The sequence below is a fragment of the Allosphingosinicella sp. genome (assembly GCF_035626655.1).
In the GTDB taxonomy this organism is placed as follows: Bacteria; Pseudomonadota; Alphaproteobacteria; order Sphingomonadales; family Sphingomonadaceae; genus Allosphingosinicella.
In genome coordinates, this window is record NZ_DASPNF010000005.1 from 380,354 (window position 1) to 406,102 (window position 25,749).

General features: G+C 68.4%; 25 protein-coding genes and 1 pseudogene. 12 read left to right on the forward strand and 14 right to left on the reverse strand.

Translation table 11 applies throughout. The features are described from left to right. Positions 1–43 precede the first annotated feature (43 nt). Together VEC11_RS04775 and VEC11_RS04780 are read right to left on the reverse strand one after the other, a co-directional pair. A complete protein-coding gene (locus VEC11_RS04775; protein WP_464129454.1) occupies positions 44–805 on the reverse strand; it encodes a PLDc N-terminal domain-containing protein in 762 nt (253 codons plus the stop codon). 3 nt (positions 806–808) lie between these two features. Then, complete coding sequence (locus VEC11_RS04780; RefSeq protein WP_464129455.1) at positions 809–2,167, reverse strand: AmpG family muropeptide MFS transporter; 1,359 nt, start codon at positions 2,165–2,167, stop codon at positions 809–811. Positions 2,168–2,247: 80 nt separating this feature from the next. Between VEC11_RS04780 and VEC11_RS04785 the strand changes: the two genes are divergently transcribed. Beyond that, positions 2,248–3,384, forward strand: a complete 1,137-nt coding sequence (locus VEC11_RS04785; RefSeq protein WP_464129456.1) for an aromatic ring-hydroxylating oxygenase subunit alpha — start codon at positions 2,248–2,250, stop codon at positions 3,382–3,384. Positions 3,385–3,502: 118 nt separating this feature from the next. Here the strand turns inward: VEC11_RS04785 and VEC11_RS04790 are convergent, their stop codons facing one another. Beyond that, positions 3,503–4,228 (reverse strand): DUF1223 domain-containing protein, encoded by a 726-nt coding sequence (locus VEC11_RS04790; protein ID WP_464129457.1) that lies wholly within the window; start codon positions 4,226–4,228, stop codon positions 3,503–3,505. Positions 4,229–4,240: 12 nt separating this feature from the next. Then, on the reverse strand, positions 4,241–4,669 hold the full coding sequence (locus VEC11_RS04795; RefSeq protein ID WP_464129458.1) for a response regulator: 429 nt from the start codon (positions 4,667–4,669) through the stop codon (positions 4,241–4,243). Positions 4,670–4,688: 19 nt separating this feature from the next. Here VEC11_RS04795 and VEC11_RS04800 point away from each other — a divergent pair. The 4 genes and pseudogenes from VEC11_RS04800 to VEC11_RS04815 form a co-directional block, all read left to right on the forward strand. Continuing rightward, positions 4,689–5,504 (forward strand): annotated as a pseudogene (locus VEC11_RS04800) (pseudouridine synthase); the annotation flags it as partial. 123 nt (positions 5,505–5,627) lie between these two features. Then, positions 5,628–6,161, forward strand: coding sequence for a 16S rRNA (guanine(966)-N(2))-methyltransferase RsmD (gene rsmD / locus VEC11_RS04805; RefSeq protein WP_464129459.1), 534 nt, complete (start codon positions 5,628–5,630; stop codon positions 6,159–6,161). A 285-nt stretch (positions 6,162–6,446) separates the two neighbouring features. After that, positions 6,447–7,265 carry an energy transducer TonB gene (locus VEC11_RS04810; RefSeq protein WP_464129460.1) on the forward strand — a complete coding sequence of 273 codons (819 nt, stop codon included), beginning with the start codon at positions 6,447–6,449 and terminating at the stop codon, positions 7,263–7,265. An 82-nt stretch (positions 7,266–7,347) separates the two neighbouring features. Further along, positions 7,348–9,642, forward strand: coding sequence for an ATP-dependent helicase (locus VEC11_RS04815; RefSeq protein ID WP_464129461.1), 2,295 nt, complete (start codon positions 7,348–7,350; stop codon positions 9,640–9,642). A gap of 4 nt (positions 9,643–9,646) precedes the next feature. Here the strand turns inward: VEC11_RS04815 and VEC11_RS04820 are convergent, their stop codons facing one another. The 4 genes from VEC11_RS04820 to VEC11_RS04835 all read right to left on the reverse strand — a co-directional run bounded on the left by VEC11_RS04820 (position 9,647) and on the right by VEC11_RS04835 (position 12,315). Continuing rightward, positions 9,647–10,381 carry a hypothetical protein gene (locus VEC11_RS04820; RefSeq protein WP_464129462.1) on the reverse strand — a complete coding sequence of 245 codons (735 nt, stop codon included), beginning with the start codon at positions 10,379–10,381 and terminating at the stop codon, positions 9,647–9,649. After that, a complete protein-coding gene (locus tag VEC11_RS04825) occupies positions 10,381–10,638 on the reverse strand; it encodes a toll/interleukin-1 receptor domain-containing protein (protein WP_464129463.1) in 258 nt (85 codons plus the stop codon). The genes VEC11_RS04820 and VEC11_RS04825 overlap by 1 nt, the downstream gene beginning before the upstream one ends. 298 nt (positions 10,639–10,936) lie before the next feature. Next, positions 10,937–11,833: a TolB family protein gene (locus tag VEC11_RS04830; RefSeq protein WP_464129464.1), complete on the reverse strand. Its 897-nt coding sequence runs from the start codon at positions 11,831–11,833 to the stop codon at positions 10,937–10,939. A 149-nt stretch (positions 11,834–11,982) separates the two neighbouring features. After that, positions 11,983–12,315, reverse strand: coding sequence for a UrcA family protein (locus tag VEC11_RS04835; protein WP_464129465.1), 333 nt, complete (start codon positions 12,313–12,315; stop codon positions 11,983–11,985). Positions 12,316–12,474: 159 nt separating this feature from the next. On the opposite strand from VEC11_RS04835, the gene VEC11_RS04840 reads away from it, so the two are divergent. Further along, a complete protein-coding gene (locus VEC11_RS04840; RefSeq protein WP_464129466.1) occupies positions 12,475–13,674 on the forward strand; it encodes a helix-turn-helix transcriptional regulator in 1,200 nt (399 codons plus the stop codon). Between the two features lie 333 nt (positions 13,675–14,007). On the opposite strand, the gene VEC11_RS04845 is transcribed toward VEC11_RS04840, so the two are convergent. Then, the gene (locus VEC11_RS04845) at positions 14,008–15,156 is read right to left on the reverse strand and encodes a lipase family protein (RefSeq protein WP_464129467.1); all 1,149 of its coding nucleotides are present in this window, start codon (positions 15,154–15,156) and stop codon (positions 14,008–14,010) included. A 235-nt stretch (positions 15,157–15,391) separates the two neighbouring features. Here VEC11_RS04845 and VEC11_RS04850 point away from each other — a divergent pair, with 235 nt between their 5' ends. After that, a complete protein-coding gene (locus VEC11_RS04850) occupies positions 15,392–15,778 on the forward strand; it encodes a SpoIIAA family protein (RefSeq protein ID WP_464129468.1) in 387 nt (128 codons plus the stop codon). A 104-nt stretch (positions 15,779–15,882) separates the two neighbouring features. Beyond that, complete coding sequence (locus VEC11_RS04855; RefSeq protein ID WP_464129469.1) at positions 15,883–16,605, forward strand: oxygen-binding di-iron domain-containing protein; 723 nt, start codon at positions 15,883–15,885, stop codon at positions 16,603–16,605. 1 nt (position 16,606) lies between these two features. On the opposite strand, the gene VEC11_RS04860 is transcribed toward VEC11_RS04855, so the two are convergent. The 3 genes from VEC11_RS04860 to VEC11_RS04870 all read right to left on the reverse strand — a co-directional run bounded on the left by VEC11_RS04860 (position 16,607) and on the right by VEC11_RS04870 (position 20,506). Continuing rightward, positions 16,607–18,358, reverse strand: a complete 1,752-nt coding sequence (locus VEC11_RS04860; RefSeq protein WP_464129470.1) for a DUF885 domain-containing protein — start codon at positions 18,356–18,358, stop codon at positions 16,607–16,609. Between the two features lie 97 nt (positions 18,359–18,455). Further along, positions 18,456–19,493, reverse strand: coding sequence for a hypothetical protein (locus VEC11_RS04865; RefSeq protein ID WP_464129471.1), 1,038 nt, complete (start codon positions 19,491–19,493; stop codon positions 18,456–18,458). Continuing rightward, positions 19,490–20,506, reverse strand: coding sequence for a toll/interleukin-1 receptor domain-containing protein (locus VEC11_RS04870; RefSeq protein ID WP_464129472.1), 1,017 nt, complete (start codon positions 20,504–20,506; stop codon positions 19,490–19,492). Before VEC11_RS04870 ends, VEC11_RS04865 begins: the two co-directional genes overlap by 4 nt. A gap of 298 nt (positions 20,507–20,804) precedes the next feature. On the opposite strand from VEC11_RS04870, the gene VEC11_RS04875 reads away from it, so the two are divergent. Then, complete coding sequence (locus VEC11_RS04875) at positions 20,805–22,136, forward strand: MFS transporter (protein WP_464129473.1); 1,332 nt, start codon at positions 20,805–20,807, stop codon at positions 22,134–22,136. Between the two features lie 5 nt (positions 22,137–22,141). Here the strand turns inward: VEC11_RS04875 and VEC11_RS04880 are convergent, their stop codons facing one another. Then, a complete protein-coding gene (locus VEC11_RS04880) occupies positions 22,142–22,675 on the reverse strand; it encodes a 2OG-Fe(II) oxygenase (RefSeq protein ID WP_464129474.1) in 534 nt (177 codons plus the stop codon). Positions 22,676–22,724: 49 nt separating this feature from the next. Between VEC11_RS04880 and cysK the strand changes: the two genes are divergently transcribed. From cysK to VEC11_RS04895, 3 genes are read left to right on the forward strand one after another with little or no spacing between them, the layout of a single operon-like run. Further along, positions 22,725–23,642, forward strand: a complete 918-nt coding sequence (cysK, locus tag VEC11_RS04885; protein WP_464129475.1) for a cysteine synthase A — start codon at positions 22,725–22,727, stop codon at positions 23,640–23,642. Further along, positions 23,639–24,505 (forward strand): ATP-grasp domain-containing protein, encoded by an 867-nt coding sequence (locus VEC11_RS04890; RefSeq protein ID WP_464129476.1) that lies wholly within the window; start codon positions 23,639–23,641, stop codon positions 24,503–24,505. The genes cysK and VEC11_RS04890 overlap by 4 nt, the downstream gene beginning before the upstream one ends. 34 nt (positions 24,506–24,539) lie before the next feature. Beyond that, positions 24,540–25,169 carry a LuxR C-terminal-related transcriptional regulator gene (locus VEC11_RS04895; protein ID WP_464129477.1) on the forward strand — a complete coding sequence of 210 codons (630 nt, stop codon included), beginning with the start codon at positions 24,540–24,542 and terminating at the stop codon, positions 25,167–25,169. 3 nt (positions 25,170–25,172) lie between these two features. On the opposite strand, the gene VEC11_RS04900 is transcribed toward VEC11_RS04895, so the two are convergent. Next, positions 25,173–25,724 carry an AAA family ATPase gene (locus VEC11_RS04900; protein ID WP_464129478.1) on the reverse strand — a complete coding sequence of 184 codons (552 nt, stop codon included), beginning with the start codon at positions 25,722–25,724 and terminating at the stop codon, positions 25,173–25,175. Positions 25,725–25,749: the final 25 nt, after the last annotated feature.

Consider the following 25,749-nt stretch of genomic DNA (forward strand, 5'->3'; position numbering starts at 1 on the left):
CGCGCCATGTCTCGCAACGCTCCGGCCTTCGCCGGAGCACGGGTCAGCCCAACCCCTCCGCCCGCAATTCCGCCAGCGTCTCCGCCGCCCAGGCGTACATCTCGCCGTCCTTGGCGCGCTCGCTCTTCTCCATGCGTTTCGCCCGGCGCTCCGCCTCGGCGAGGGGCACCATTGCCTCGCTGCGCCGCCCGAGGCTGAGCAGCAGCCCGGCCTCGCGGCACTGCGCCTCCGCGCCCGGCAGGCGGATGCCGACCTCGGCATAGAGCGCCAGCGCCCGCTCGTGCTCCCCTTCCGCCTCCAGCATCCGCGCCAGCAGCAGGGAGGCCCGGTCATTGTCGCTCCTGAGCGAGGAGGGCTCCAGCCCTTCCAGCATGTCGCGCGCCCGCTTGGTGCGCCCCGCCTCGAACAGGGCCCGGATCAGCTTCAGCCGGATCCCGCGGTCGCTGCCGCCCGGCGCCTTGAGCTCACCCTGCTCATAATGCTGGATCGCCTCATCCCACAGCGCGCGGTCGGCCAGCGCATCGGCGAGCCGGACCCTTGTGGCGGCGGTGTCGGCGGTCTCCAGCGCCTCGCGCGCCAGCCGGATCGGCTTGTCCGGATCGAGCTTCGCCGCCGCCTTCGCGCGCGCCTTGCCCACCTGTTGCGGCACACCCGAACCGGGCAGCACCTCCATCACCACATAGGCCAGGCTCCCGATCACCGGGAAGAAGACGATCACCATCACCCAGGTCCCGCTGCGCCCCGACTTCACGCAATGCACGGCGCAGGCGATCTGCAGGGCGATGATCGCGAACAGGATCGGCATGGCTCAGCCGGCCTCTGGCGCGTCCTTGCGGGCGTCGCCCTCGCCGGTCTTGCCCGCACTGCCGATCGATCGGTCGATCAGCCCGGCCCGGATCATCCACCAGAACAGGAGAATGCCTGGCACCGCGGCCGCGACAGTCAGCCAGTAGAAGGAAACGAAGCCCATCTGCTCGACGATCGCGCCCGCCGTCGTGCCGGTGAGCAAGCGGCCGACGATGCTCGCCGCGGCGGAGATCAGGGCATATTGCGAGGCTGTGAAGCGAAGGTCGGTCAGCGCCGAGAAATAGGCGACCAGGCAGACGCCGCCGATGCCGCTGGCGATGTTCTCGAACGCCATGGTGGCGCCGAGGCCCATATTGGTGTGCCCGACCATGGCGAGCACGGCGAAGCTCGCATTCGACACGCCCATGAGGATGAGACTCAGCAGCACCGAACGCTTCAGGCCGAGCGAGGAATAGAGCCAGCCGCCGAGGAAAATCCCGATCAGGAACGCCCAGAAGCCGATGCCGACATCCCAGATCGCGATCTCGTCATTCGTATAGCCCTGCGCATTGAGCAGCAGCCGCAGCACCAGATTGGCGAGTGTGTCGCCGATCTTGTGCAGCAGGATAAACAGGAGGACGAGCCAGGCGCCGCTGCGCTTGAAGAACTCCGCAAACGGGCCCCAGATCGCGGTGAAGGTCTGGGCGATGCCCTTGCGCTCGCTGATCTCCCGGTGCCGCGCCGGCTCGCCGGCAATGAGGCCGGTGATCATCGCGGGCAGCGCGAACAGGGCGCAGGCCAGGTAGGCCATCTGCCAGCCGACCCGGGCCGCAAGGATCAGCGCCAACCCGGCCGCCAGCGTCGAGCCGATCCGCCAGCCATATTGCGACATGCCCGCGCCGACGCCGAGCTGGCGCGGCTCGAGCAATTCGATGCGATAGGCGTCGATCACGATGTCGAAGGTCGCGCCGGCTGCGCCGACCAGCACGGCCGCAATCGCGGTCTGCAACACGTTCGCGGACGGGTCCTGGAAGGCAAGGTTCGCAACCGCCGCCATGACCAGCAGCCCCGCGACGAGCAGCCAGGACACGCGCTGGCCGAGCCGGTGAAGCACGGGGATCTTCACGCCGTCGATGATCCACGACCACAGGAATTTGAAATTGTAGACGAGGAAGGCAAGCGTGAAAGCGGTCACCGTCTTCTTGTCGATCCCATCCTGCGCGAGCCGCGTCGTCAGGGTCGCGCCGATCATCGCATAGGGAAAGCCCGAGGAAACGCCGACGAAGAAGGCTGCGATCGGCGCCTTTTCCGTATATTCCCTAAACCCGGCGGGAAGGCGGTCGCGCCAGGTGCGCGGGGCTGCGGTGGCGGTGTCACTCATGCCGCTCTTGTAACAAGTCGCACCGGGCCGGAAAGACCTGATTGCTTGCCTTACGTTCGCGTAAGGCGCAAAGTCCGGCCATGGACATGCCGATCCGGCGCGGGCCCACGGAGGGCCAGCTCGCCCTCGCCCGGCGGCTCGCCTCGGGCGCGCCGACGACGGGCGATTCGATCTCCACCGTCGCCGCCTCGGTCTATACCGATCCGGCCCGCTTCGCCGCCGAGAAGGCGGCCCTGTTCGACCGGCTGCCGACGGTGATCGCCCCCTCGGCGCTGCTGCCCGACAGCAACATGGCCGTCACCCATGACGGCTTTGGCATCCCCTTGCTGCTCACCCGCGACAAGCAGGGCGTGGCGCACGTCTTCTGGAACGTCTGCCGGCACCGCGGCACGCGGCTGATCGAGACGGGCGAGGTCCAGAAATGCCCGCGCATCGTCTGCCCCTATCACGCCTGGACCTACACGCCGGACGGCGCGCTGGTGGCGCTCCCCCGCCCGGATACCTTCCCCGGCATGGACAAGGCCGACCATCATCTCGTCGAATTGCCCAATGTCGAGGCCGGCGGGCTGATCTGGTTCGCGCGCCAGCCCAATGATTTCTCTGACGCGATCGGCCTCGCGCCCGAATTCGACGCCTTCGATCTCGCCGGCCACCATCTCTTCCGCCGCCGCGTCCACGACATCGCCTCGAACTGGAAGCTGATCATGGATGCCTTCCTCGAAGGCTATCACGTCCAGCGCCTGCACGCGCAGACGATCGGCCGCTTCTTCACCGACGGGGTCAGCGTCGCCGACCAGCTCGGCATCCACCAGCGCTCCGCGGTCGGCCGCAACGAATATCTGGCCGAGATCGACCATGAGCACTGGCCGCAGCTGCGCGCCGTGATCACCTTCGCCTACCAGCTCTTCCCGGCGACGATCATGATCATGAGCCCGGATTATGTGAACCTGATGGTGCTGATGCCGCAGGATGTCGGCCGTACCCTCGTCGAGGATTTCATGCTGATCCCGCAGCCGCCGACGACGGCCGAGGAGATCGAGCATTGGGAGAAGAGCTGGACCCTGCTCGACGAGGGCGTGTTCGGCGGCGAGGATTATCGTGCCGCGGCGCTCGGCCAGAGCGGCCTCTCCTCCGGCTCGCTCGAGACGCTGACCCTCGGCACGCTGGAAACCGGCATCCGCAAGTTCCACGACCAGGTGGAAAGGGCCCTGGCCTGAAGATCCTCCCCGGCACGGGGAGGGGGACCATGCGCAGCATGGTGGAGGGGGTCCAGAGACTCGCACCACGCCCCCACCGTCAGCGCTCCGCGCTGCCACCTCCCCGTCCCGGGGAGGATCAAAGAAAACCCGCGGCCAGCACCTGCCCCGCACCCGGCTCCTGCACGATCACCGCATGACGGTCCGCGCCCGGCGTGCGCAGCCGGCCCGGCGCCAGTGGCAGGCGCAGCCTTCCGCCCCGCCAGGTGCCGAGCGGCGTCTCGGCGACGACCACATTCACATAGTCATAGGTCCGCCCGACATTCTCGCCGCCGCCGATCGCGACCCGCACCCGGCTGCGGAGCGCGACGAGCCTGATCTCGGCCGGCCCCGCCACGGCGCCGTCGAGCACGAGCGCCCCGCGCTCCAGGCGGACGCTGGGCCCGGCGCCGGCAGCGGCGCGATATTCGTCGATCGCCCGGTGCACCGCCCCCTCCCGGCCGCCGATCAGCAGCACCCGGCCCTGCACCACCGCCTGCGGCGTATAGGCCTCGTCTCCGTGCCGCGCCGCATAGGCGCGCTGCCGCTCCGTATCCTCCTGCCGGGCCAGGGTGTCGCGCCAGCCGAGCCGGTCCCACCAGGTGACGTGCCGGCTGATCGCGACGATATTGGGTTCGTGCTGCAAGCGATCGAGGAAGGCGTCGGCGGGCGGGCAGGAGGAGCAGCCCTGGCTGGTGAACAATTCGACCAGCACCGGCCTGAGCGCCGCTCCGTCCGCCGGTCTGGCCTGCGCCCGCTGCGCGGTTTCGGGCGCGCGCTGGCAGGCGGCGAGGAGGAGCAAGGCGGAAACGAGCGGGCGCCGCATCGGCGCGGTCTATCACGCCTTGGCGTAAAGCGTCAGTTCCCCCGGCACGCGCTTCGGCGCGCGGCCCTGCAGCGAGAGGTCGACCGCCTCCAGCGTGCCGAGCAGGACGCGCTCGCTATAGGGCTTGGCGAGGCAGCCGATCGCCAGCGCCTTCGCCTCCCCGGTGCAATTGCCGGTGACGAACAGGACGGGGATGCCGCGCGCTGCGGCCTCGCGGGCGACGTCGATGCCGCTGCCCTCGCCGGCCAGGCTGATGTCGGTGAGGATCAGGTCGAGCGGCTCGCGCGCCATCACCGCCGCGGCGTCGGCGAAATTGTCGACGGTCGCGACGACGACATAGCCGTCGTCCTGCAGCATCGTCTCATTGTCGAAGGCGACGAGCGGCTCGTCCTCGACGACCATGATCCTGCTGATCCGTCTTTCGCGCCTGCCGAAGAGCATGTAGGGGCCACCCTCCCGATTGAGCCTCGTTCAACGGAATATCTGGGTGCTGGTGCCGCGCCCCGCAATCGCCCGGACGCAAATAAAGGTCGGATGGGCCGCTTTGAGAGAAATGATGGCCGAACCACAGCGCATCGCCAAATTGCTCGCCCGTGCCGGCATCGCCTCGCGCCGCGAGATCGAGCGGATGATCGAGGACGGTCGGATCGCGATCGACGGAGTAACGGTCGGGAAGCCGGCCACCCTGCTGACCTCGCTGCACGGCGTCACCGTCGACGGCAAGCCGGTCAGGGCGCCGGCGCCGGCGCGCCTGTTCCGCTACCACAAGCCCCGCGGCCTGCTCACCACCGAGCGCGACCCGAAGGGCCGCCCGACCATCTACGACCGGCTACCCAAGGGCTTGCCCCGGGTCATGCCGGTCGGGCGCCTGGACATGAATACGGAAGGGCTCCTGCTGCTCACCACCGACGGCGAGCTCAAGCGACAGCTGGAGCTGCCGGCCACCGGCGTCGAGCGTAGCTACCGCGCCCGCGTGTTCGGCGATGTCAGCCAGGCGCAGCTGGAGGAACTGATCCACGGCGTGGAGATCGAGGGCGTCCGCTACGGCTCGATCAACGCCAATCTGGAGCGGCGTACCGGGCGCAACGGCTGGGTCGAGATGCGGCTCCGCGAAGGCAAGAATCGCGAGGTCCGCCGCGTGCTCGAGCATCTCGGCCTCGAGGTCAGCCGCCTGATCCGCACCGCCTATGGCCCGCTCGTGCTGGGGGATCTGCCGGCGGGCGCGGTCGATGAGGTGCGGCAGCACGATCTGGTGGTGTTCCGGAAGTCGCTGAAGGAGAGCCCCTCCCCTTCAGGGGAGGGGTTGGGGTGGGGCAGAAGGGAGAAATCCCGCAAGCCCGCGCGGCCTCGGCCTCCGGCCCCACCCCGTACCCCTCCCCCGAAGGGGAGGGGCTAGAGCGTGAGAATCATCGCCGGCCAGTGGCGCGGCCGCCCGCTCGAGGCGCCGCCGGGCAATTCCACCCGCCCGACCAGCGACCGCGCCCGCGAGGGCCTGTTCTCGATGCTCGCCAGCCGGCTCGGCAGCTTCGAGGGCCTCGCCGTCGCCGATCTCTTCGCCGGCACCGGCGCGCTCGGCCTCGAGGCGCTCTCCCGCGGCGCGGCGCATTGCACCTTCGTCGAGAAGGACCGGCTCGCGCTCGACACCCTGCGCCGCAATGCGGAGCGACTCGGCGCCGGCGACCGCGCCGAGATCCGCGCCCAGGACGTGGCGCATGCCGCGCTCCCGCCTGCGGACCTCATCCTGATGGACCCGCCCTACGGCGCCGGTCTCGCCCAGGCCGCACTCGACCGCGCCGCCGCCTGGCTCGTCCCGGGCGGCTGGCTCAGCCTCGAGCTGCACGGCGAGGCGCCGGTCCTGCCGCCCGGCCTCGTCCTCGACGCCGAGCGCCGGTTCGGCAAGGCGACTGTGCTTTTGCTCCGGCGGACCGCCTGAAGTCTTGATCCTTCCGCGGAAATAGCCTTCTCTGGCCCTGCCCCGGTCGTCATCCCGGCGGCCGGTGGATCGAGGAACCGCGAGATGCTGGAACCCAAACCCAAGGAAGAAGGCGGCGACGGTGCCACGGGCACGAGCTCGGCCAAGACCGCTCCGAAAAAAGGCGGCAAGAAGACCAAGAAGAAATAACCCATCCGCCCGGTCCCGTTGGGCCAGGAACGGGGCCGGGTCAGCGCAGAATCCGCTTTGATTCCCGCCGCTTGGTGACTAATGTCGATCAAGCCCATGTATCTGCAGTCGAATCCGTCAGACCGCGTCCGGGCCGCGGCGCCCGCACTGGCCGTCCATGCCCTGCTCGCCCTGCTGATCCTGCGCGGCCTCGGCGTCACGCCCAGCTTCGCCCCGCCCGAGGCGCTGCAGCTGGTCAACCTTGCCCCGCCCCCGCCGGCACCCGAGCCGGTCCCGCCGCCCGTCCGCGAACGGACCGAGGGCGGCCGCGAGGAGGGCGCCGCGGCGCCGGCCAATCGCGAGGCCAGGCCGAACGAGGTGACGGCGCCGGTGCCGCCCATCCCGATGCCCGTCCCGCCGGCGCCGTCCGTCGCCAGCCAGAACATGGCGCCCACCTCCGGCGCGACCCCGCTTGTCGGCCCGGGGACCGGCGCGGGCGGCATCGGCAGCGGCACCGGCAGCGGGCGCTTCGGCGACGGCCCCGGTCGCGGCGGCAGGGGCAACGGCCCCGGCTATGGCGATGGCGAAGGCGGCGGCTATTCCCCGCCGCGCCGGATCCGCGGCCGGATCACCGACCGCGACTATCCCGCCGCGGTCGGCGAGGGCGGCATCGGCGGCACCGTCTCGGTGATCTACGCGATCGAGACGGACGGCCGCGCCACGGAATGCCGGGTCACCCGGTCGAGCGGCAACCGCGCGCTCGACGCCACCACCTGCCGGCTGATCGAGCAGCGCTTCCGCTTCGACCCCTCGCGCGACCAGAGCGGCCGCCCGGTCCGCTCGCACATGGTGCAGGATCATTATTGGGAGGTGGAGGACCTGCCCCCGGATGAGGAGGAACGCCCGCGCCGCCGCCGCGGCTTCCGGATCTTCTGAGTCTATCCGAGCGCATTCATCCGCAAGGGAGAACGGCTGACGCAGCTTGTCAGCCCCCCGCGCGTTCCCTAGCTGTTCGCCCGTGACCGACCTGCCCGCCACCTGGCCCGAGCCGCCTTATCTCGACGGCCTCAACGCGCCGCAGCGCGACGCCGTGCTCACCACGGAAGGGCCGGTGCTCGTCCTCGCCGGCGCCGGCACGGGCAAGACCGCGGCGCTGACCGCGCGCCTCGCCCATCTGGTCTACACCCGCCGCGCCTGGCCGTCGGAGATCCTCGCCGTCACCTTCACCAACAAGGCGGCGCGGGAGATGCGCGAACGCGTCGGCCGGCTGATCGGCCAGGCGGTGGAGGGCATGCCCTGGCTCGGCACCTTCCACTCGATCGGCGCGAAGATGCTGCGCCGCCATGCCGAGCTGGTCGGGCTCCAGTCCAACTTCACCATCCTCGACACGGACGACCAGCTCCGCCTGCTGAAGCAGCTCATCGCCGCCGCCGACGTCGACGAGAAACGCTGGCCCGCCCGCGCGCTCGCCGGGCTGATCGACCGCTGGAAGAACAAGGGCTGGACCCCGGACCAGGTCGATGCCGGCGAGGCGGAGGGCTATGCCAACGGCAAGGGCGCCAAGCTCTACGCCCTCTACCAAGCCCGCCTGCGCGAGCTGAACGCCTGCGATTTCGGCGACCTCTTGCTGCACATGCTGGTCATCCTGAAGACCCGTCGCGACGTGCTCGACCATTATCAGCAGCGCTTCAAATATATCCTCGTCGACGAATATCAGGATACCAACCAGAGCCAGTATCTCTGGCTTCGCCTGCTCGCGCAGGAGCGCAGGAACATCTGCTGCGTCGGCGACGACGACCAGTCGATCTATTCATGGCGCGGCGCAGAAGTGTCCAACATCCTGCGGTTCGAAAAGGATTTTCCCGGCGCGAAGATCATCCGGCTGGAGCAGAATTACCGCTCGACGCCGAACATCCTCGCCGCCGCCTCCGGCCTGATCGCGCAGAATAGCGGCCGGCTCGGCAAAACGCTCTGGACCGAGCTGGACGAGGGCGACAAGGTCCAGGTCATCGGGGTCTGGGACGGGCCCGAGGAGGCCCGCCGGGTCGGCGACGAGCTCGAGACCATCCAGCGCCGCGGCGACCATGGCCAGCCCGGCCGGCTCGACGATTGCGCGATCCTCGTCCGCGCCCAGTTCCAGACCCGCGAGTTCGAGGACCGGTTCATCGCCATCGGCCTGCCCTACCGCATCGTCGGCGGCTTTCGCTTCTACGAGCGCGCCGAGATCCGCGACGCCCTCGCTTACCTGCGCGTCATTGCCCAGCCCGCCGACGACCTCGCTTTCGAGCGGATCGTCAACGTCCCGAAACGCGGCCTCGGCGACAAGGCGGTGGCGAAGCTGCACATGCTCGCCCGCGCCGAGAACATCCCCCTCTCCGCTGCTGCCGCCCGTATCCTCGACACGGACGAGTTGACTGGCGCCGCCCGCCGCAGCCTCGGCAATCTGGTCGGCGACTTCGCCCGCTGGCGCTCGAAACTCGACGAATTGCCCCACCCCGAGCTGGCCCGCCTGATCCTCGACGAGAGCGGCTACACCGCCATGCTCCAGGCCGACCGCTCCGCCGAGAGCGCCGGCCGCCTCGAAAATCTCGCCGAATTGGCGCGGGCGATGGAGGATTACGAGACGCTGGGCGCCTTCCTCGAGCATGTCAGCCTGGTGATGGACAATGACGCGGACCGCGAGGCGGACAAGGTCACGATCATGACCATCCACGCCGCCAAGGGTCTGGAGTTCGACACCGTCTTCCTCGCCGGCTGGGAGGAAGGCGTCTTCCCCTCGCAGCGCGCCATGGACGAGGGCGGCAACGCGTCGCTGGAGGAGGAACGTCGCCTCGCCTATGTCGCGATCACCCGGGCCCGGAAGCGCTGCGTGATCCTCCACGCCGCCAACCGCCGCATCTACGGCCAGTGGACCAGCTCCATCCCCAGCCGCTTCGTCAACGAGCTCCCCGCCGCGCATACCGAGTCGGAAAGCAGCATGACCGGCGGCGAGAGCCTCTGGCGCGCCAACTGGTCCGAACGCGCCGACCCCTTCTCGAACGTGGGACGCGGCGCCGGCCGCGGTCCCGGCTGGCAAAGGGCGGTGTCGAGCGGCGCCTTCGACCGCAACGCGGTGCGGGGGGTGATCGACGTGAAGGCGAGCGCCGTCAGTCTCGGCAATCCGGGGCGCAGCGACATTGCTTTGGGCCAGCGCGTCTTCCACTCCAAGTTCGGCTACGGCACGGTCGCCGAGATCGAGGGCAACAAGCTGGAGATCGACTTCGAGAAGGCCGGGCGGAAGCGAGTGCTGGATAGTTTTGTGAGTGTGGAATAGCGGTCTATTCACCTGTGTCTTTCCGACTCATTTCTACCACTATCTCTTCAATGTATGCTAGATCGATGCTCGCACCGGGCCCGCTGAGATCTTGAATTTCGACGTTTATTTCGGCTTGGCGCCTTCGATCTTCGTTTGAAATTGGTGTAAAAATCCCCTTGTCATATCGGGTTCGGTCGAAGACCGCCTGAGCCCGGTCTCCGAATTCCTTGAAGAGGATTTCGGCCGCAGATTCATCACTTCCTAGACTTGAAAGGAGGAGCATCTGGAATATGGCTTGCTTGCCACTGTCACTGATTTGCCGCGCTTCGACAGCACGCGAATATCGTGCTGCAATTGCTTCCCAAACCTCAACCTCTTTCGAAGGGTGAGCGTCTCGCTGAAACCCATCCATCCACTCATTTCTGGAATGTGGCACTACCTCTAATAGCGCCGTTCTGATCAGGTCGATGCGATTGACCATGTCATTCGGAAGGGTCGCATGTCGGATGGGCCCCTGCCGGATGTTGCTCGCAGGAGATTCCATAATCTCTCCCTTCCCAACAGTTTGGGCAAAGGCCACTTTCCGCATAATCGGCTGAAAAAGATCCGGCCGCGCCACCGACGCAATTTGGATCGCAAGTTTATCTAGTGACCGGGTGTTTCCGGAGACGGCATCAGCTAGAGTTGGGCTGTAGCGGATGACCTCTCCTGGTCCGACATTGTGCCACACCGGAATAATACGCCCATCGCCGGCCATCACCTTTGCGGTGAGGCCACGCAGCTCATATTCTGGCCAGTTCTTCCTGAAAAAATCCCGCGATAGTACGACAATACCATACTTGATTTTGTTAGGCCCTCATCGATTTTCCTTGAAAGACTATCACCAAGTTTGAGCTCATTTTCATCAAGCCAAACTGTTAAGCCAAGTCGCCTCAGCTTAGAGGCCAGCGGACGAGCAACGGACTTCTTGTCTTCACTCGCATGACTAATAAAGACGTCCCAGCCATTCGTCATATTTCGCTCCTCCGCCTTGCGTCGAAGACCGCACCATCCCGTCATCCAAGCTTAGATAAATAGAACTTTCCTACACCCAATTTCCTACATCATAAGCTGGTCGATGCGCGACACACCCGCCGATCCGCTCGCCTTCGAGCCCGTTCCCTCCGCCTCCAACCGCCATGGCGGCTGGACGACCGCTTGGCCTCCCGTGACCGGTGCGGGCGCCGGGAGCATCGCGGGCACCCGCACGACGCCCCTTGGTCAGTGCGACCATTGGGACCATTCGCGGCCAACCGGCCGTCTCACGCGCGGTTCAGCGCAGCCCCAGGCCATCGGTCCGCACCCAGTAGACGTCGGCGGTCGCGCCCGGTTCGCCGGTCCTGCGGATGAAGAACAGCGCGCGGCCGTCGGGCGACAGGGTCGGGTGGAACTCGTCTTGCGCGCTGTTCACCAGCGGGCCGAGGTTGCGTGCGATTGTCACCGCGCCGTCGGCGTCGAGCCGCGCCATCCAGATGTCGCCCCTTCCCCTGTCGCCGGCGCGGTTGAGCGAGGTGTAGAGCAGGGTCCGGTGGTCGGCCGAGACGAAGGGGTTGAAGTTCCAGTTGCCCTCCGCGTTCACCGGCGCCGGCAAGGGCTCCGGCGCGCCATAGCTGCCGTCGGCCTGCGGGCGGGCGCGATAGATTTTCCAGGTCCCGGAGCGATCGCTGGCGAAATAGACCGTGCCGTCGGCGGCGACCGACGGATAGAGCTCATCCTCCGGCGAGTTGACGTTTGTCCCGAGGTTGCGCGCCGGGCCGAAGCCGGTTGCGGTCCGCTCGACGACATAGAGGTCGAAGTCCCGCCGTGGGCCGCGCACGGGCCGCACCGAGACGAAATAGATGCGCCTGCCGTCGGGCGAGACGAACGGGTCGCCGTCGCTGTAGCCGAACGAGAAGGACGCCCGCTCGCGTCCCTCCCAGCCATTGACCGTCCGCCGCGCGGTCCAGATCTCGCTGACCCGCGACATCGGGAACCAGACCCGGCTCACCCCCCAGAAGAGCTGCGACCCGTCGGGCGAGACGCTGAGCATCGATTCCTCGGTATCGCCCCGCGCGACCACCTCCGGCGCGAACTTCTCGGGGCGGGCGGGCGCCGAAGCAGTCCATGGCTGCGCCTGAACCTGCGCGGCGGCGGCGCACAACGATGTCGCGAGAATCGGTGCGAGCCTCAAAACAGCCTCCCTGATCACCGGCTCTTTCGCAGTCTCGAACCGGGTGAGAGGCTAGCCGGGAGGTAGCGGCCTGGCAATTGCGCCGTAGAGTGACGGCAGGGAAAAGTGAGGCGGCGGGACAATGGGACCCCGCCGCCCCGTTCACATGCTCAGCGCGCGGCGAGCCGGGTGGCGGACGCCCGCTCCTGCGCGCGGGCGATCGCCGTCTCGACCTGCGCCTGCGCGTCCCGCCTGGCGTTCACCAGGCACTGGGACACGAGCAATGTGTGGACCGGATTCCAGCTGGAAGAGCGGCCGCACACCTGCGCGGCGGCGCGGGAAATGCGCCCCGACAGGGTGGCCCGGCCTTCGGCCCGGCTGAGATCGAGGTCCGCATAGGAAACCCGCACGCCTTCCGGCTGGGAAGCGGCCTGGGCCGCGGCCGGCAGGGGGAGCGCGACCGCGGTGAGGGTCGCCGCCGCAACGATCAGGATCTTGCTCATGTCATTCTCCTTGCATCTGCGCCTGTCGGCCCTGGCAATCTGCCCCGGCGGACCGGCGGCAATCCAGTTAGGCGAGTCGCAGGCGACCCGCCCCACCCGACCGGGTGGGTCGAAAAAACGACTGGATTTTCCGGGAAGCCGGGCGAAGAAATTGCCCCGATGACAGCCGCAGCTCGCGAAATCCTCGAAATCGCTGGTCGCCTGCATGAGGGCGTGGTCGACCCCGATATGTGGAAGCAGGGTATAGATCGCATGTGCGGGATGCTCGATACTCCCCTCCTCCTCGTCGGGAACATAACGAGAGGCGGGCGCGGCGTTTCGTTCGCCTTCGGCCATCAGACTGATCCCAAGGCTGTTTCACTTCTTGAAGGACCGCTCGCCGACCCAGCCCACAATCCCTGGCTGTCGCTGGCCGAGCAGCATCCTCTGCGGCGGCCGGCGTCAGTCGCCGACGTAGGCGGCAAGGAGCACCTGGAAGGCAGCAGGATCTGGCAGGATTTCTACATCCCGTTCAATCTCGGCGACACTGCTGCAGCGGTCCTCGAGCGTCAGCCTGAATTCTCCAACATCATGGTCATGGGGCGCCGCGCACATCAGCCCGAGTTCAAATCAGCCGACATGAAGTCGTTCGCCATGGTGCTGCCGCATCTCGCGCGGGCCTGGCGCGTTCGGCGCGCGCTTGCGGAAATGGAGGAGATGGCCGGGACGCTCCGCTTCGTCCTCGACCGGATCGAACGGGGGGTCATCGTGACCGGGCCCGACGGCCAGGTCCGTTTCGCGAACCGCGCGGCGGATGCCCTGCTGAGCCGCGGCCAGGGCCTGGACGCCCGCCAGGGACGACTTCGTGCGGGCCGGCCGCGTCACACGGACGCGCTGCTATCACTGATCGAGCGCGCGGCGGCGACAGGGATCGGTGCTGGCGCCGTGGCAGTCGACGCCCTCGCCCTCCCGACCGGGGATGAGCGTCCGCTTGCCGTGGTCGCCGAACCCCTGGCACCCGCGCATGGCGGCGCGCTCGGCCATCCCGCCGCCCCTGGCGCGGTCCTCTTCATCAGCGACTCCAAAGGAAGCACTCGGCCCTCGGAGGATCGCCTGAGAATTGTCTATGGCCTGACCCCGGCGGAGGCGCGCACCGCTGCCTTGCTCGTCGCGGGTCATGGCGTTGCCTCGGTGGCAGAGGCGCTCGCTGTCTCGCCCAACACCGTCAAATACCATCTGAAGACGGTCTACGGGAAGGTCGGGGTCTCGCGGCAAGCCGACCTGGTCCGGCGAGTCCTTGCCGACGTCGGCGGCCTGGCCGAGCCGGACAAGATGGTGCCATCGGGCGAACCCTCGCCCCGCGCCCCCGTCGGAGATTGACGGCGCCCGTCGCACCGATGGCAAGGAGAACAAAAAAGAACTGTCCTATAGCCCTTCCCTTCCATCATAAGCTGGTCGATGCGCGACTCGTCCGCCGATCCGCTCTGCTTTGAGCCCGTCCCTTCCGCCGCCAGCGCCATGACGGCTAGGCGCCCGAGCGCCAGCGCGGCTTCGTCCATGCCCTCGCCATGATCGGCGCCGTCTCCTTCGCCGCCGAGTGCGTCGGGATGAGCCGCAAGTCGGCCTACGCATCGCGTGCGACGTAGCGTTACCTTTGTCACCTTTGCGTCATTCGCGCCGGGGGACCGTTTCGCGCCCCGCAGGGCGGTTACGTCAGGATCCTGTGAAGGGGGGCTTCTGCCGTGCCGGATGCAGGAAGTGATCGAACCTGCCCACCGGCCAGGCCTTCGCCTCGCGCCGCGCGCTCCGCAACCTGGCGAACTCGATCCAGAAGGTCGCCAGGCCCAGCGCCGCCAGGGCAAGCAAGGTGGTCCACGGCGCCTGCCAGATGATCTCGCCTGTCCGTCGCGCCAGCTGCCCCAGCGGCGGGCCGATCAGCCTCCAGAGCTGCCAGAGCAGCGCTCCCCAGATGATGAACGGGATCAGCGAAGCCGGCCGGGAGCGCCCCTTGCCCCGGCGGGAGCGCGGCCTGTCATGGGAGATTCGAAGGACCTGCATCTGATCGACATTGCGCGCGTAGAGCAGCATCGTGTGGGCACCCGGGCACCTGATGAGGCGATAAAGGGCCTTTCCGAAGATGATCAGCGCCAGGAGATAGGGGCCGATCAGCGCGCCCTTCAACGTCTCGCGGAAAGCGGCGGCGAGATCGTCGCGGAGGCCCCTGGCTGCAGCCGCTTCGCGCGTCACGACGGGCCCCTCCAGCGGACCATATTCATCCTGCACGCCGACATGCCGGAACCCGAACAGCGCAAAGGGTACGTGCGACACCGCCTCATATCGATCGACGATCCGGTACGTCACCTGCTTCAGGCAGAGGCAGGGCCGGCCCGGCAGGTTCGCCGGCAACCCGTCGAACGCCGCGGCTTGCGCGGGCGCAAACACCCGTGGGCAGCCGAAGGTGCAGACCATCTCGATCGGCCGCCCGTCGCCGGCCAGCTTCTCCGCCGCCAGCATGGCCAGAGCGCCGCCAAGCGAGTGGCCGGCGATGCAGAAACGATAATCCTGCGCTGCGGCGCGCTCGACCCAGTCGTCAAGTTTGCCCGGGATCTCGCTGAAGCAAAGCCGGAAGCCGAAATGCCAGAACGGCAGGAAGCTGATATCGCGTGCCATGTCGTTAAGGTCATTTGTGCCGCGAAAGACCAGCCAGGCGCGCCCCTCGAAGATGAACGCGAAGACAGCACTGGTTCCCGACCCGTCCTCGAAGCACTCGAACTCGTACAGGCCCTTCTCCCGCCGCAGGTCGGCAAGATCTTCGTGGTGATGGTAGGCCAGCTCCGAAAACCAGGCGGCGCGCGCCTTCATCGCCCAGAGCGCGGCGCGGGCCTTCCGCTCCGCTTCTTCCTGGTTGCGCTTCGCCTCGGCGGCAGGATCCGGCCCGGGCTTCGGCACCGTCGGCAGTTCCGTTTTCGCGATCCCGGCCACCGGACGATAGATCTTCATGACGCGGCCCCCGGAAGCGTTATGGCAGGGCGGCCTTTCCGCTGGCAACCCGCGGCCATCGGGCAGAACCATTTCGCCCCCGAAGCGTTACCTCCCCATGATCACCTGGACCTCCCTCTCCCCGCGCGCGCTGAAGGCGGTCGTCGAGGGGCGCATCACCAGGGACGACGTGCGCGAGGCGTTCCAGCGGATGGACGCGCTGATGGACGGCGACGGCAAGGTGGACCTGCTCGCCGACGTGCGCGGCCAGGTGAGCATCGAGCTGTCGGCGATCGGCGAGGAAATGCGGCATCTCTCGGTGATCGGGCGGATGCTCGGCAAGATGGACCGGGTGGCCCTGATCGCGGACCCGGCCTGGATCCGCGCCGTCGGCCGGATCGAGAGCCATCTCCTGCCGCATATCGACTATCGCGTCTTCGAGCGGGGCCAGGCCGAGGAGGCGCGCGCCTTCGTCATGCGCCAGGATGAGACGGCCCCGGCCTGACGTCGCCCTCGTCGCTGCGCCCGCCCGCTTGGTCGCGCCGCGCGGGACTTTCCCTCTCCCTTCGCTACGGGCGCGCCCAGGACTTCCGGGTTGAAGGATTCGTCATGCTCGTCACCAATGCCGAAAACGGCACCAACATCTGCGAGGTCGGCGACGGCCTCTACCGGATCAACACGCCGGTCCCGATCCCGGGCCAGCAATTCTCGTTCAACCAGTATCTGCTGCTCGCGGACGAGCCCTTGCTCTTCCACACCGGTCTGCGGTCGCTTTTCCCGCACGTGCGCGACGCGGTCGCCGCTGTGCTGCCGGTCGAGCGCCTCCGCCATATCGCCTTCAGCCATGTCGAGGCGGACGAATGCGGCTCGCTCAACCACTGGCTCGAGGCCGCGCCGCACGCGACGCCGCTCTGCGGCCAGATCGCCGCGATGGTCTCGGTCAATGACCTCGCCGACCGGGCGCCCCGCGCGATGGCCGACGGCGAGGTGCTCAGCCTCGGCAACCGGCTGGTCCGCTGGCTCGACGCCCCGCACGTCCCGCACGGGTGGGAATGCGGCTATCTCTACGAGGAGGTGACCGGCACGCTCTTCTGCGGCGACCTGTTCACCCAGCCCGGCATCGGTGACGTGCCGCTCACCGAAGGGGACATCCTCGGCCCGAGCGAGGCGTTCCGCCAGCCAATGGACTATTACGCCCATGGCCCGGCCACGCGGGCGACGCTGGCGAAGATCGCCGCGACCGAGCCGGAGACCCTCGCCTGCATGCACGGCAGCGCCTGGCGCGGCAAAGGCGGCGACCTGATCCGCGCGCTGGCGGAGGTGGTGGCCTGAGCTAGAAGACAGCGCGGGCCGGGCCGCCCATCATCTGTGCGCGGACCAGCGGAATGGGCGGGCCGCCATAGGAGAGGAAGCGGTCGTGGAAGGCCTTCCAGGCCCGCCGCCCGCCCCGCGTCCTGACCCAGTCGTCCCTGAGCCGGCGGATCAGCAGCTTGCCCATCGTGTAGTTCAGGTAAGCGGGATCGTAGGTGCCGCGCGCCGCCTGCTGGCGGGCATTGCCCTCGTCCTGGTAGCATTGCTCGCGGAACAGCCGGAAGCTCTCCTCCTGCGTCATCCGCCCGGTATGCATGCCGATCGCCGAGAGGAAGCGGCAGTCGCGCAGTAAAGCGTTGGAGAGCTGGCCGATATGCACCTCGGGGTCGCCATTCCCCAGGCCAGCGTCCCACATCATCTCCTCGGCATAATGGGCCCAGCCCTCGGCGAAGGCATAGCCGACGAACACCCGCCCGAAGAGGAAGGGAGAGCGGTTGGCGTGGAGGAAGTTGAGGAAATGGCCCGGCCAGACCTCGTGCACCGAGGTGAAGAGCAGGTCGGACTCGCCCGGGATGAAGGCCTGCTGCACCTCGCGCGTCCAGCTCGGATCGGGCGGCGCGATATAATAGACGCTCGGCAGGCCGCGCTCATAGGGCCCCGGAATGTCGATATAGGCGCTATTCTGCCGGTTATAGGGCGGCGATTCCTCCACCTGCGCCTGCTCGGTGCCGGGGATGGAGACGAGGTCGTGCTGCTCGATGAAGGCCCTGAGGCCCGCCAGCTGCCGCCGGGCGCCGGCGACCGGACCGCCCTCGGGCTTGTCGGCATTCATCCGCGCCATACAGTCCGGCACCGACGCGCCCGGCGCGTAGCGCTGGCAGGCGGCGACCAGGGCGGTGCGATTCCGCTGCAGGTCGGCCCGGCCGATCGCCTCCAGCCGCTCGAGCGGGATGTCGACCATCTCGGTGTCGCGGACCATCTGCGCGAAGCGCGCCGCGCCGAGCTGGAAGTTGGTGGTCGCGGTGCGGCGCTGGCTTTCCAGCCAGTCCGCGAGCCCCTGCATCGCCCGCGCGGCGTCGCGGGAGGCGTCGCGCAGCTCGGCCTGCAGCCGGGCGTCGCGCACCTCGGCGAAGGCGCGGGTGCCGTCGCCCGGATAATATTCCGCGAAGCCGCCGAACGCCGCCTTGCCATAGTCGATGAAGCTGACCGGCAGTGGCGTCCTGAGGTTGGCGCGGATCTGCCGCGCGGCGCGAGGGATCTCCCGGAGGTAGCGGATATAGGAGCGCAGCCGCGTGGCCGCGGGCGCATAGGGCCGCGTCACGTAGACGGAGGGATCCAACCCCGCGTCCATATAATAGGCCGGATTGGTGTGCGGCTGGTCGGCGACGTCCAGCCAGAAGAGCTGGCCGCGCACATAGGCCGTCAGGTAGTCGCGCTCGAAGCGCTGCTCGCGGCTGAGGCTGCGCGGGTTGAAGGTCTGGGCGGTGGCGAGCGCGGAGCGCAGCCGCATCCGCTCGTTGGCGAGCCCGGTCTCGCTCCAGTCCGGTAATTGGCCGTCATATTCGTGCCGGCCCTGGTTGACCGCGAAGGCCGGGTTCGCGCGGAACTCGCCGTCGATGAAGCTCTGGAGGAACTGCGCCCAGTTCTGCCGTGTGGCGGGACGGCGCTGCTTCGCCTGGGCGGCCTCGGCGCTGCCGGCCGGCACGCTGCTGCCGGAGATGGTGAGCGCGGCGGCCGCCGCCGACACGAGCATCAGGGTGAATCGAGGCGCCATTCGCTTCCTCCGCGTCTGTCCCCGCCCACCGCGCGTCCTTCTGCACCGAAAAGCGGGCAGGCGCCAGCACGCTGCGCCGCCGCCTTTCCTTCCAGGCTCAATAGGTTTCGACCAGCCGGTTGAGCTCGTTGATCATCCGGTCGATCTTCACCTCGACGTCGCCGAGGGAATCGTCGTCGTCCAGCGCGCTCAGATGCTTTCCGAAATAAAGCTGGCTCCGGATCGGCATGGTGATCGCGCCGGCGTCCGTCCGGGACACGGTGAGGCGGGAGGTCAGCATTTCCAGCTTCCAGTCATTCTCAATCTCGCTGTCGGGCGCGCGCTTCATCTCCTCGATCGCCTCCTTGTCGAAGTTCAGCTGCTCGGCCCGCTTGATGATGTCGGCGCGCTTGAGCGGATAACGGGTCCGCTCGGCGACGAAGTGCAGGTTGACGATCTTTGCCAGCGAGACGCGCTGGATCTCCTCGCGCAGGCTGCCTTCGGCCGAATCGATCTCGACGTCGCAGATGACCAGCTGCGTCTCGCTCAGGAAAAGCACGACCAGGCGTATCGGATTGAAGAAATGTTCCACCTTGCCGTCCGGCCATTTCACCGCCTGCCAGCCATCATCCGGGTGGAAACTCTTTCCGCCCCGTGCCGGCGTGACGAACTGGATGGACTTGTTGATCAGGTCGCCGAGCTTGCGCTCGTGCTGCTCGTTTTCGAGCAGCTGCTCCTCGCCCTCGAAAATATAGACATGATCGAGCACACGCAGCTTGTCGCGGTCGATCTGCGTGCGGTCGAAGACGCGCAGGATCGCCTTCGTCCGGTCGGCGGCCTGCACGCGGCGAGTCACCTCGGCAAGGCTGCGCAATTTCTCCTCGTTGACCTCGTTCTCTCCCGTGACCTCCTGGATCTCGCCTGCCGCGACCTTGCGATCGATGAAGATCCCCAATCCGAATCCCAGCAACCCGAGCAGGAAGAAGCCGCCAAAGCCTCCTCCGAGCCCGAGGACGGCAGCGATGCCCGCGATGATCCAGACGAGAGTCCAGTTCACGCCGCGCTTGTCGGGCACCTTGCGGATGCGGACGGAGAAGAAGGTCCGGACGTCCTTGCGGTCCGACGCGGCGCCGCCTGTCTCCGTGCTGTCGGTCATGCCATCAATTCCCTGACGAGGTTGCGGACTGGTTCTTCATATCTTCCGAGCACGCGCAGCGAGGGCTTGAGGCACCAGAAGGCGCGCAGATACTCGCTTGGCGGATCCTTCTCCTCGCCCAGCGCGGCCGCCATCGCCGCCATCCGCCGCTCGAGATTGACCGGGCCGAGATTGGACCCGCCCGTCTCGATCACCGCGGCGGTCAGCAGGGCCAGCGGGTTGTCGCCAAGGCGCAGCGCCTTGCCGATCGCCCGGGAGGCGAGCTTGATCCCGTCGAGCGAAACGCTTGCGACCGGCTCGCGCCGCAGCGCGTGCAGCGCCAGGAAATACCAGCCGGCGAAATTATTGGCCTCCTCGGCATAGGCGGTCAGCTGCGCCACGCCCTCCCGCCACTGGCCGGCCATGCACATGGCCAAACCGGCATTGAGCCGGATCGGGCTCGCCGGCTTGTAGGGCTCGGCCAGGCGGACGAGCCGCGACGCATAATCCTGCGCATCGTCCCGCCCGGCGGGCGAAACCAGCGCTTCGGTGAAAGGCGGCCAGACCGATCGCGTGGCGAACAGCTTCAGCCGCACATCCTCGCGATCGTCCCCGTCCATGGCGCCGAAATGAGCGCGCAGCCGCACGCGCAGCAGATCGGGATCGTCGAGGGCATCGGACACGTCCAGAAAGTGGATCGTGCTGATGTGCAGCGACCGCTCCCGCGACAGCGGCGTGACGGCGATCGGACGAATGAGCTTGCCGCCGGCACGGGCGAGCTCGACCTCCTTCGCCACGGCTTCGCTGGCCAGGCTGTCCTCGCTGAGCACCAGCACCACCTCGTCCGCGCCGGCGATGCCGGTCCGGATCTCCTCGAACCAGGCATCGCCCACGAGGATGGAATCCCGGTCGAACCAGGTCGCGCGGGCATCCTCCGCGATCGCCTCCTTGAGCATGCGGGCGATCGCCTCCTGCCTGCGGGAATAGGAGACGAAATAGCTGGGCGCGAGACAGTCATCGATGCCTATCGTCACAATATTCCCCGCATTTGCGACGGAAGAGGGAAAGCAAAGAGGACAAGCCAGGGGCCCCCGGGCGCCCCGGACGATATTTGGGGGGCGCGGTCCCCGTCAACCGGTCCCGCGTCGGCGTCCATCTCCGCCCGATCCGGCCAGTGCCCCGGCCGCAGGGCACCGTCCCGGCATAAATCTTCTCCGTCGCTTCCGCCGGCGGGGGCAGAACTTTGCGCGGCCCGCGTCAGGGGGCGCCGATCACTGCCCTTTGCAGCATCCGCGGTTGCGGCCCCTGCCCTCCCCGCCTAGGTGAGCAGCCATGGCCGCAGCCTCTCCATTCCAGTTCCGCGACTATCGCGCCTTCTGGGCGGCGCGGCTGGCGAGCACGATCGCCAATACGATGCTGGTCGTCGTCATCGGCATCCACGTCTACGACATCGCCCGGCGCTCCGGCATGAGCATCGAGGAAGCCAGCTTCTGGCTTGGCATGATCGGCATCGCCCAGTTCCTGCCGCTCTTCGTCCTGACCCTGGTCGCCGGCTATGTCGCCGACCGGCTGGACCGGCGCTGGATCGTGCGGGTGTTCATCGCGGTGGAGATGCTCTGCGCGGCCGCGCTCGCGGCCCTGGTCTGGCTCGAGGCGATGAGCCTCGCCCCGCTCTTCGCCGTCGCCGTCCTCCTCGGCATCGGCCGCGCCTTTGCCGGCCCGGCCCTGTCCTCGATCGCGCCCAACATCGTCCCTCCAGAATTGCTGCCGAGCGCCATCGCGCTGAACTCGATCGCCTGGCAGGCGGGGGCGATCGCCGGGCCGCTGCTCGGCGGCGCGGCCTATGCGATCTCGCCCAGCCTCACCTACGAGGCCTCGGCGGTGCTCTATGCCGTCGCGCTCGGCTGCATGCTGCTGATCCGCCCGATCCCGCGCGGCAATGCCGGCGCCTCGCGGCCCTTGCGCGCGGTGATCGAGGGCCTGGCCTATGTGCGCGACAACAAGATCGTGCTCGGCGCGATCAGCCTCGACCTGTTCGCCGTCCTGCTCGGCGGCGCGACCGCGATGCTGCCCGTCTATGCCCGCGACATCCTCCATGTCGGCTCGGAGGGTCTTGGCGCGCTCCGCGCCGCGCCTGCGGTTGGCGCCGCGCTCACCGCCCTGCTGCTCGCCCGCTACCCGCTCAAGCGGCAGGTCGGCGTGAAGATGTTCCTCTGCGTCGGCCTGTTCGGCCTGGCGACGATGGTCTTCGGGGAAAGCCGCTGGATGTGGCTGTCGCTCGCCGCCCTGTTCGTGATCGGCGCCGCGGACATGATCAGCGTCTACGTCCGCTCCTCCCTGATCCAGCTGCACACGCCCGACGCCATGCGCGGCCGGGTCTCCGCTGTCTCGGGCCTCTTCATCTCCGCCTCGAACGAGCTCGGCGAGTTCCGTGCCGGCCTTGCAGGCGCCGCCTTCGGGCCGGTGATCGCGGTGGTCGGCGGCGGCGCGCTGTCGGTGCTGGCCACCGGCTTCTGCGCCTGGGCCTTTCCGAGCCTCCGCAGGGCCGACCGCTTCGTCCAGCCCGATCCGGAAACCATCGCCGACGAATGCGGCAAGGACATGCCGGACGTGAACGTGCCGCCGCTCGCCGCCGGCCTGGCGACCGAGGGGACGAAGAGATGACCGGGTCAGCCCGTCCAGGCCACCAGCGCCCAGCGCGTGCCGCGGGTCACCGGCCCGACGCGGTGCAGCGCCCGCGAGGGGAAGAGATGCGCCCCGCCCCGCGCCAGCGTCCGCGGACGGCCGACCAGGTCCGGGACCACCTCCAGCGCCCCGCCCGCATGGTCGGCCAGCGCCGACAGCTCCACCGACATGGAGATGCGCCTCTGCTCGACGCGGTCGCCGCCGGCGTCCGAATGCCACATCTGGAAATGCCCGCCCGTCGCGTAGCGCACGATCTGGATCGGCTCGGCGATCGGCCCCACCGGCAGGGCGAAGGCCTCCGCGCCGCGCGCGAACAAGGCATCCAGCCGCTCGAACAGCCATTCCGCCTCCGCCCGCTCGATCAGGGCCGACCCCGCATCGCGCATCATCGGCTCGATCCGGGCCCCGTCCCCGCCATAAACGGGCGCCGGCGCCAGCCGTTCGTCGGCCAGCCCGATCGCTGCGTCGCATTGTGCGCCGCTCAGCGCGTCGGGAACTGCAAGATAGAGACCGGCCACGCCCGATTCCTAACCCCCTTGAGACCTGCGCGATAGAAGGAGCCGCCCCATGAAAGCCGCCAATATTCTCGAGACGATCGGCAATACGCCGCACATCCGGATCAACCGCCTGTTCGGGGACGCCGAGGTCTGGGTGAAGTCCGAGCGCTCCAACCCTGGCGCGTCGATCAAGGACCGGATCGCGCTCGCCATGATCGAGGACGCGGAGCGGACGGGCGCGCTGAGGCCCGGCGGCGTCATCATCGAGCCGACCTCCGGCAATACCGGCATCGGCCTCGCCATGGTCGCCGCGGTCAAGGGCTACAAATTGGTCCTCGTCATGCCGGAGAGCATGAGCCTGGAGCGCCGCCGGCTGATGCTGGCTTATGGCGCGACCTTCGACCTCACCCCACGCGAGAAAGGCATGAAGGGCGCCATCGCCAGGGCCGAGGAGCTGGTCGCCGAGACCGAGGGCGGCTGGATGCCGCAGCAATTCGAGAACCCCGCCAATCTCGAAGTCCACCGCCGGACCACCGCGCAGGAAATCCTCGCCGACTTCCGCGATTCGCCGATCGACGTGATCGTCACGGGCGTCGGCACGGGCGGCCACATCACTGCCGCGGCCGAGGTGCTGAAGAAGGAATGGCCGGGCCTGCAGGTCTTCGCGGTCGAGCCGACCCTGTCGCCTGTCCTCTCCGGCGGTGCGCCCGGCCCGCACCCGATCCAGGGAATCGGTGCCGGCTTCATCCCCGGCATCATGGACGTGAGCCTGCTCGACGGGATCATCCAGGTCGAGCCCGCGGACGCCAAGGAGATGGCCCGCCGCGCCGCGCGCGAGGAAGGAATCCTCGTCGGGATCAGCTCGGGCGCCACGCTTGCCGCCATCGCCCAGAAATTGCCCGAGCTCAGCGGCAAGCGCATCCTCGGCTTCAACTACGATACGGGCGAGCGCTACCTCTCGGTCCCGGACTTCCTCCCCGAGGAATGAGCAACGCAAGGATCGCCATCCTCGTCCCGGCGGCGGATGGCTCATATGGCGGGACGCGCTGGCCCGAAGTGCTGGCGCGCATAGTCGAGCCGCTGGAGGAGGCGGCGGGCCTGCGCATCGAGGCAGTGGAATGGACCACCGACCGGGATCTAACCGGCTTCGACCTCGTCCTCGCCCTGCTCGCCTGGGGCTATCATCGCGACGGCGACTGGGCCGGCCAGGTGGGACGCTGGCAGGCGGCGGGCGTGCGCCTGCAGAATCCGCCCGCCGTGCTGCGCTGGAACGCCGATAAGGCCTATCTGGGCGACTTCGCCGCAAAGGGTGCGCCCGTCGTCCCGACGATCTTCGTCGAGCAGGTGACGGAGGCGGCGCTGCACGAGGCGGCGGCGCGCTTCGGCACGGACCGGCTCGTCGCCAAGCCCCGCATTTCCGCCAGCGCCTTCCGCACGATCCGCTGGTCGCCGGGCACGCCGCTCGACGGGGCCCCGACGGACGCGGCGATGATCCAGCCGTTCATGGAGGACGTGCTGACCGGCGGCGAACCCTCGCTTCTCTATCTGGGCGGCCGCTTCAGCCACGCCGTCAGCAAGCGCCCGCAGCCCGGCGACTTCCGCGTCCAGCCCGAATATCGGGGCATCCTCGCGCCCTATGATCCCAGCCCGGACGAGCTCGAAGCCGCGGAGGCCGCGCTCGCGGCCGCCGGCGAGCCCCTGCTCTACGCTCGCGTCGACCTGGTCCGCGACCGGGACGGTCGGCCCGTCCTGATGGAGCTGGAAGCGGTCGAGCCCGACCTGTTCCTGGAATATGGCGCGGGCGCCCAGCAGCGCTTCGCCGAGGCCATCGGCGCGGCCGCCCGCGGGTAGGGTAATTCGCGACGGCGGCTGCTAGGTCCCGCGCATGGCGAAGCGCGGCAGACCGCCCCATGACGACGTCCTCACCCCCGCGGAATGGCGGATGGTGGAGATGATCCGGCACGGCATGACCGGCCCGCAGATCGCGCGGCGCGCCGGCGTCAGCACCGAGGCGGTCAAGTTCCACGTGGCCAACATCCTCGCCAAGCTCGACCTGCCAAACCGGATCGCGCTTCGCCACTGGCCAGGAATCCGGCGCGACAGCGCTCTTAACGCGAAGGAGCAAAATATGGGCGACGCCAACGCCTTGCTCGGCCCGGTCGGCCAGATCTCGCGCCACGTGAAGGACATCGCCGCCGCGCGGCACTTCTTCGGCGAGACGCTCGGCCTCCCGCACCTTTATTCCTTCGGCGACCTCGCCTTCTTCGATTGCGGCGGCGTCCGCCTCTTCCTGTCGCAGACCGAAGCCGGGAGCGACAGCGAATCGATCCTCTATTTCCGCGTTGAGGACATCCGCCTCGTCCACATCGCGCTGGCATCCCAGGGCGTCGAGTTCGTCGATGCGCCGCACCTGATCCATCGCCACGAGGACGGCATCGAGGAGTGGATGAGCTTCTTCAAGGACAATGAGGGCCGGCTGCTCGCGCTGATGGAGCAGGTCAAGCCGGCCGGCTGACGCTCAGGCGCGAAAGCGGCCGGCCAGGTCCGCCGGCAGCTGGCCGACGATCTCGCGGACGATCGCCTCGACAGGGCGGCCATCCGTCTCGATCTGCACGGCGAAGCCGGGCTGACGCAGCGCCTCGAAACACTCGACCCGGGCCAGCGCCCAGCGGCGGGAGGCGGGCCAGTCGAGCCGCCGGCGCAGGCGGCGGCGCAGCGTCTCCGGCGTCGCAAGCAGGCTGAAATGGTGGACGCGAACGCCCCAACGGCGCAGGTCGCCGACGATCTCGTCGAACCAGTCTGGCTCGGCCAGCGCCATCGGCACGATGGCGAGACGCTCCGCTCCGCCCTCGGCCGCCGCCAGCGCCGCCGCGAGGGTCTGCGCCCGCCAGGCCGGCAGGGCCCGGAAGTCCTCGCCGACCTCCCGCCGCCGCCGCAGGGCGAAGCCGATCCGCTCGGGATCGAGCAGCCAGGCGCCCGGGCAGGACCGGACGAGCCGGCGCGCGATTGTCGTCTTGCCGCTGCCATAGGCGCCGTTGAGCCAGATGAGCATGGGATCCGTGCCGGTCACCGCGCCCCCATAGCAGCTTTGCCCG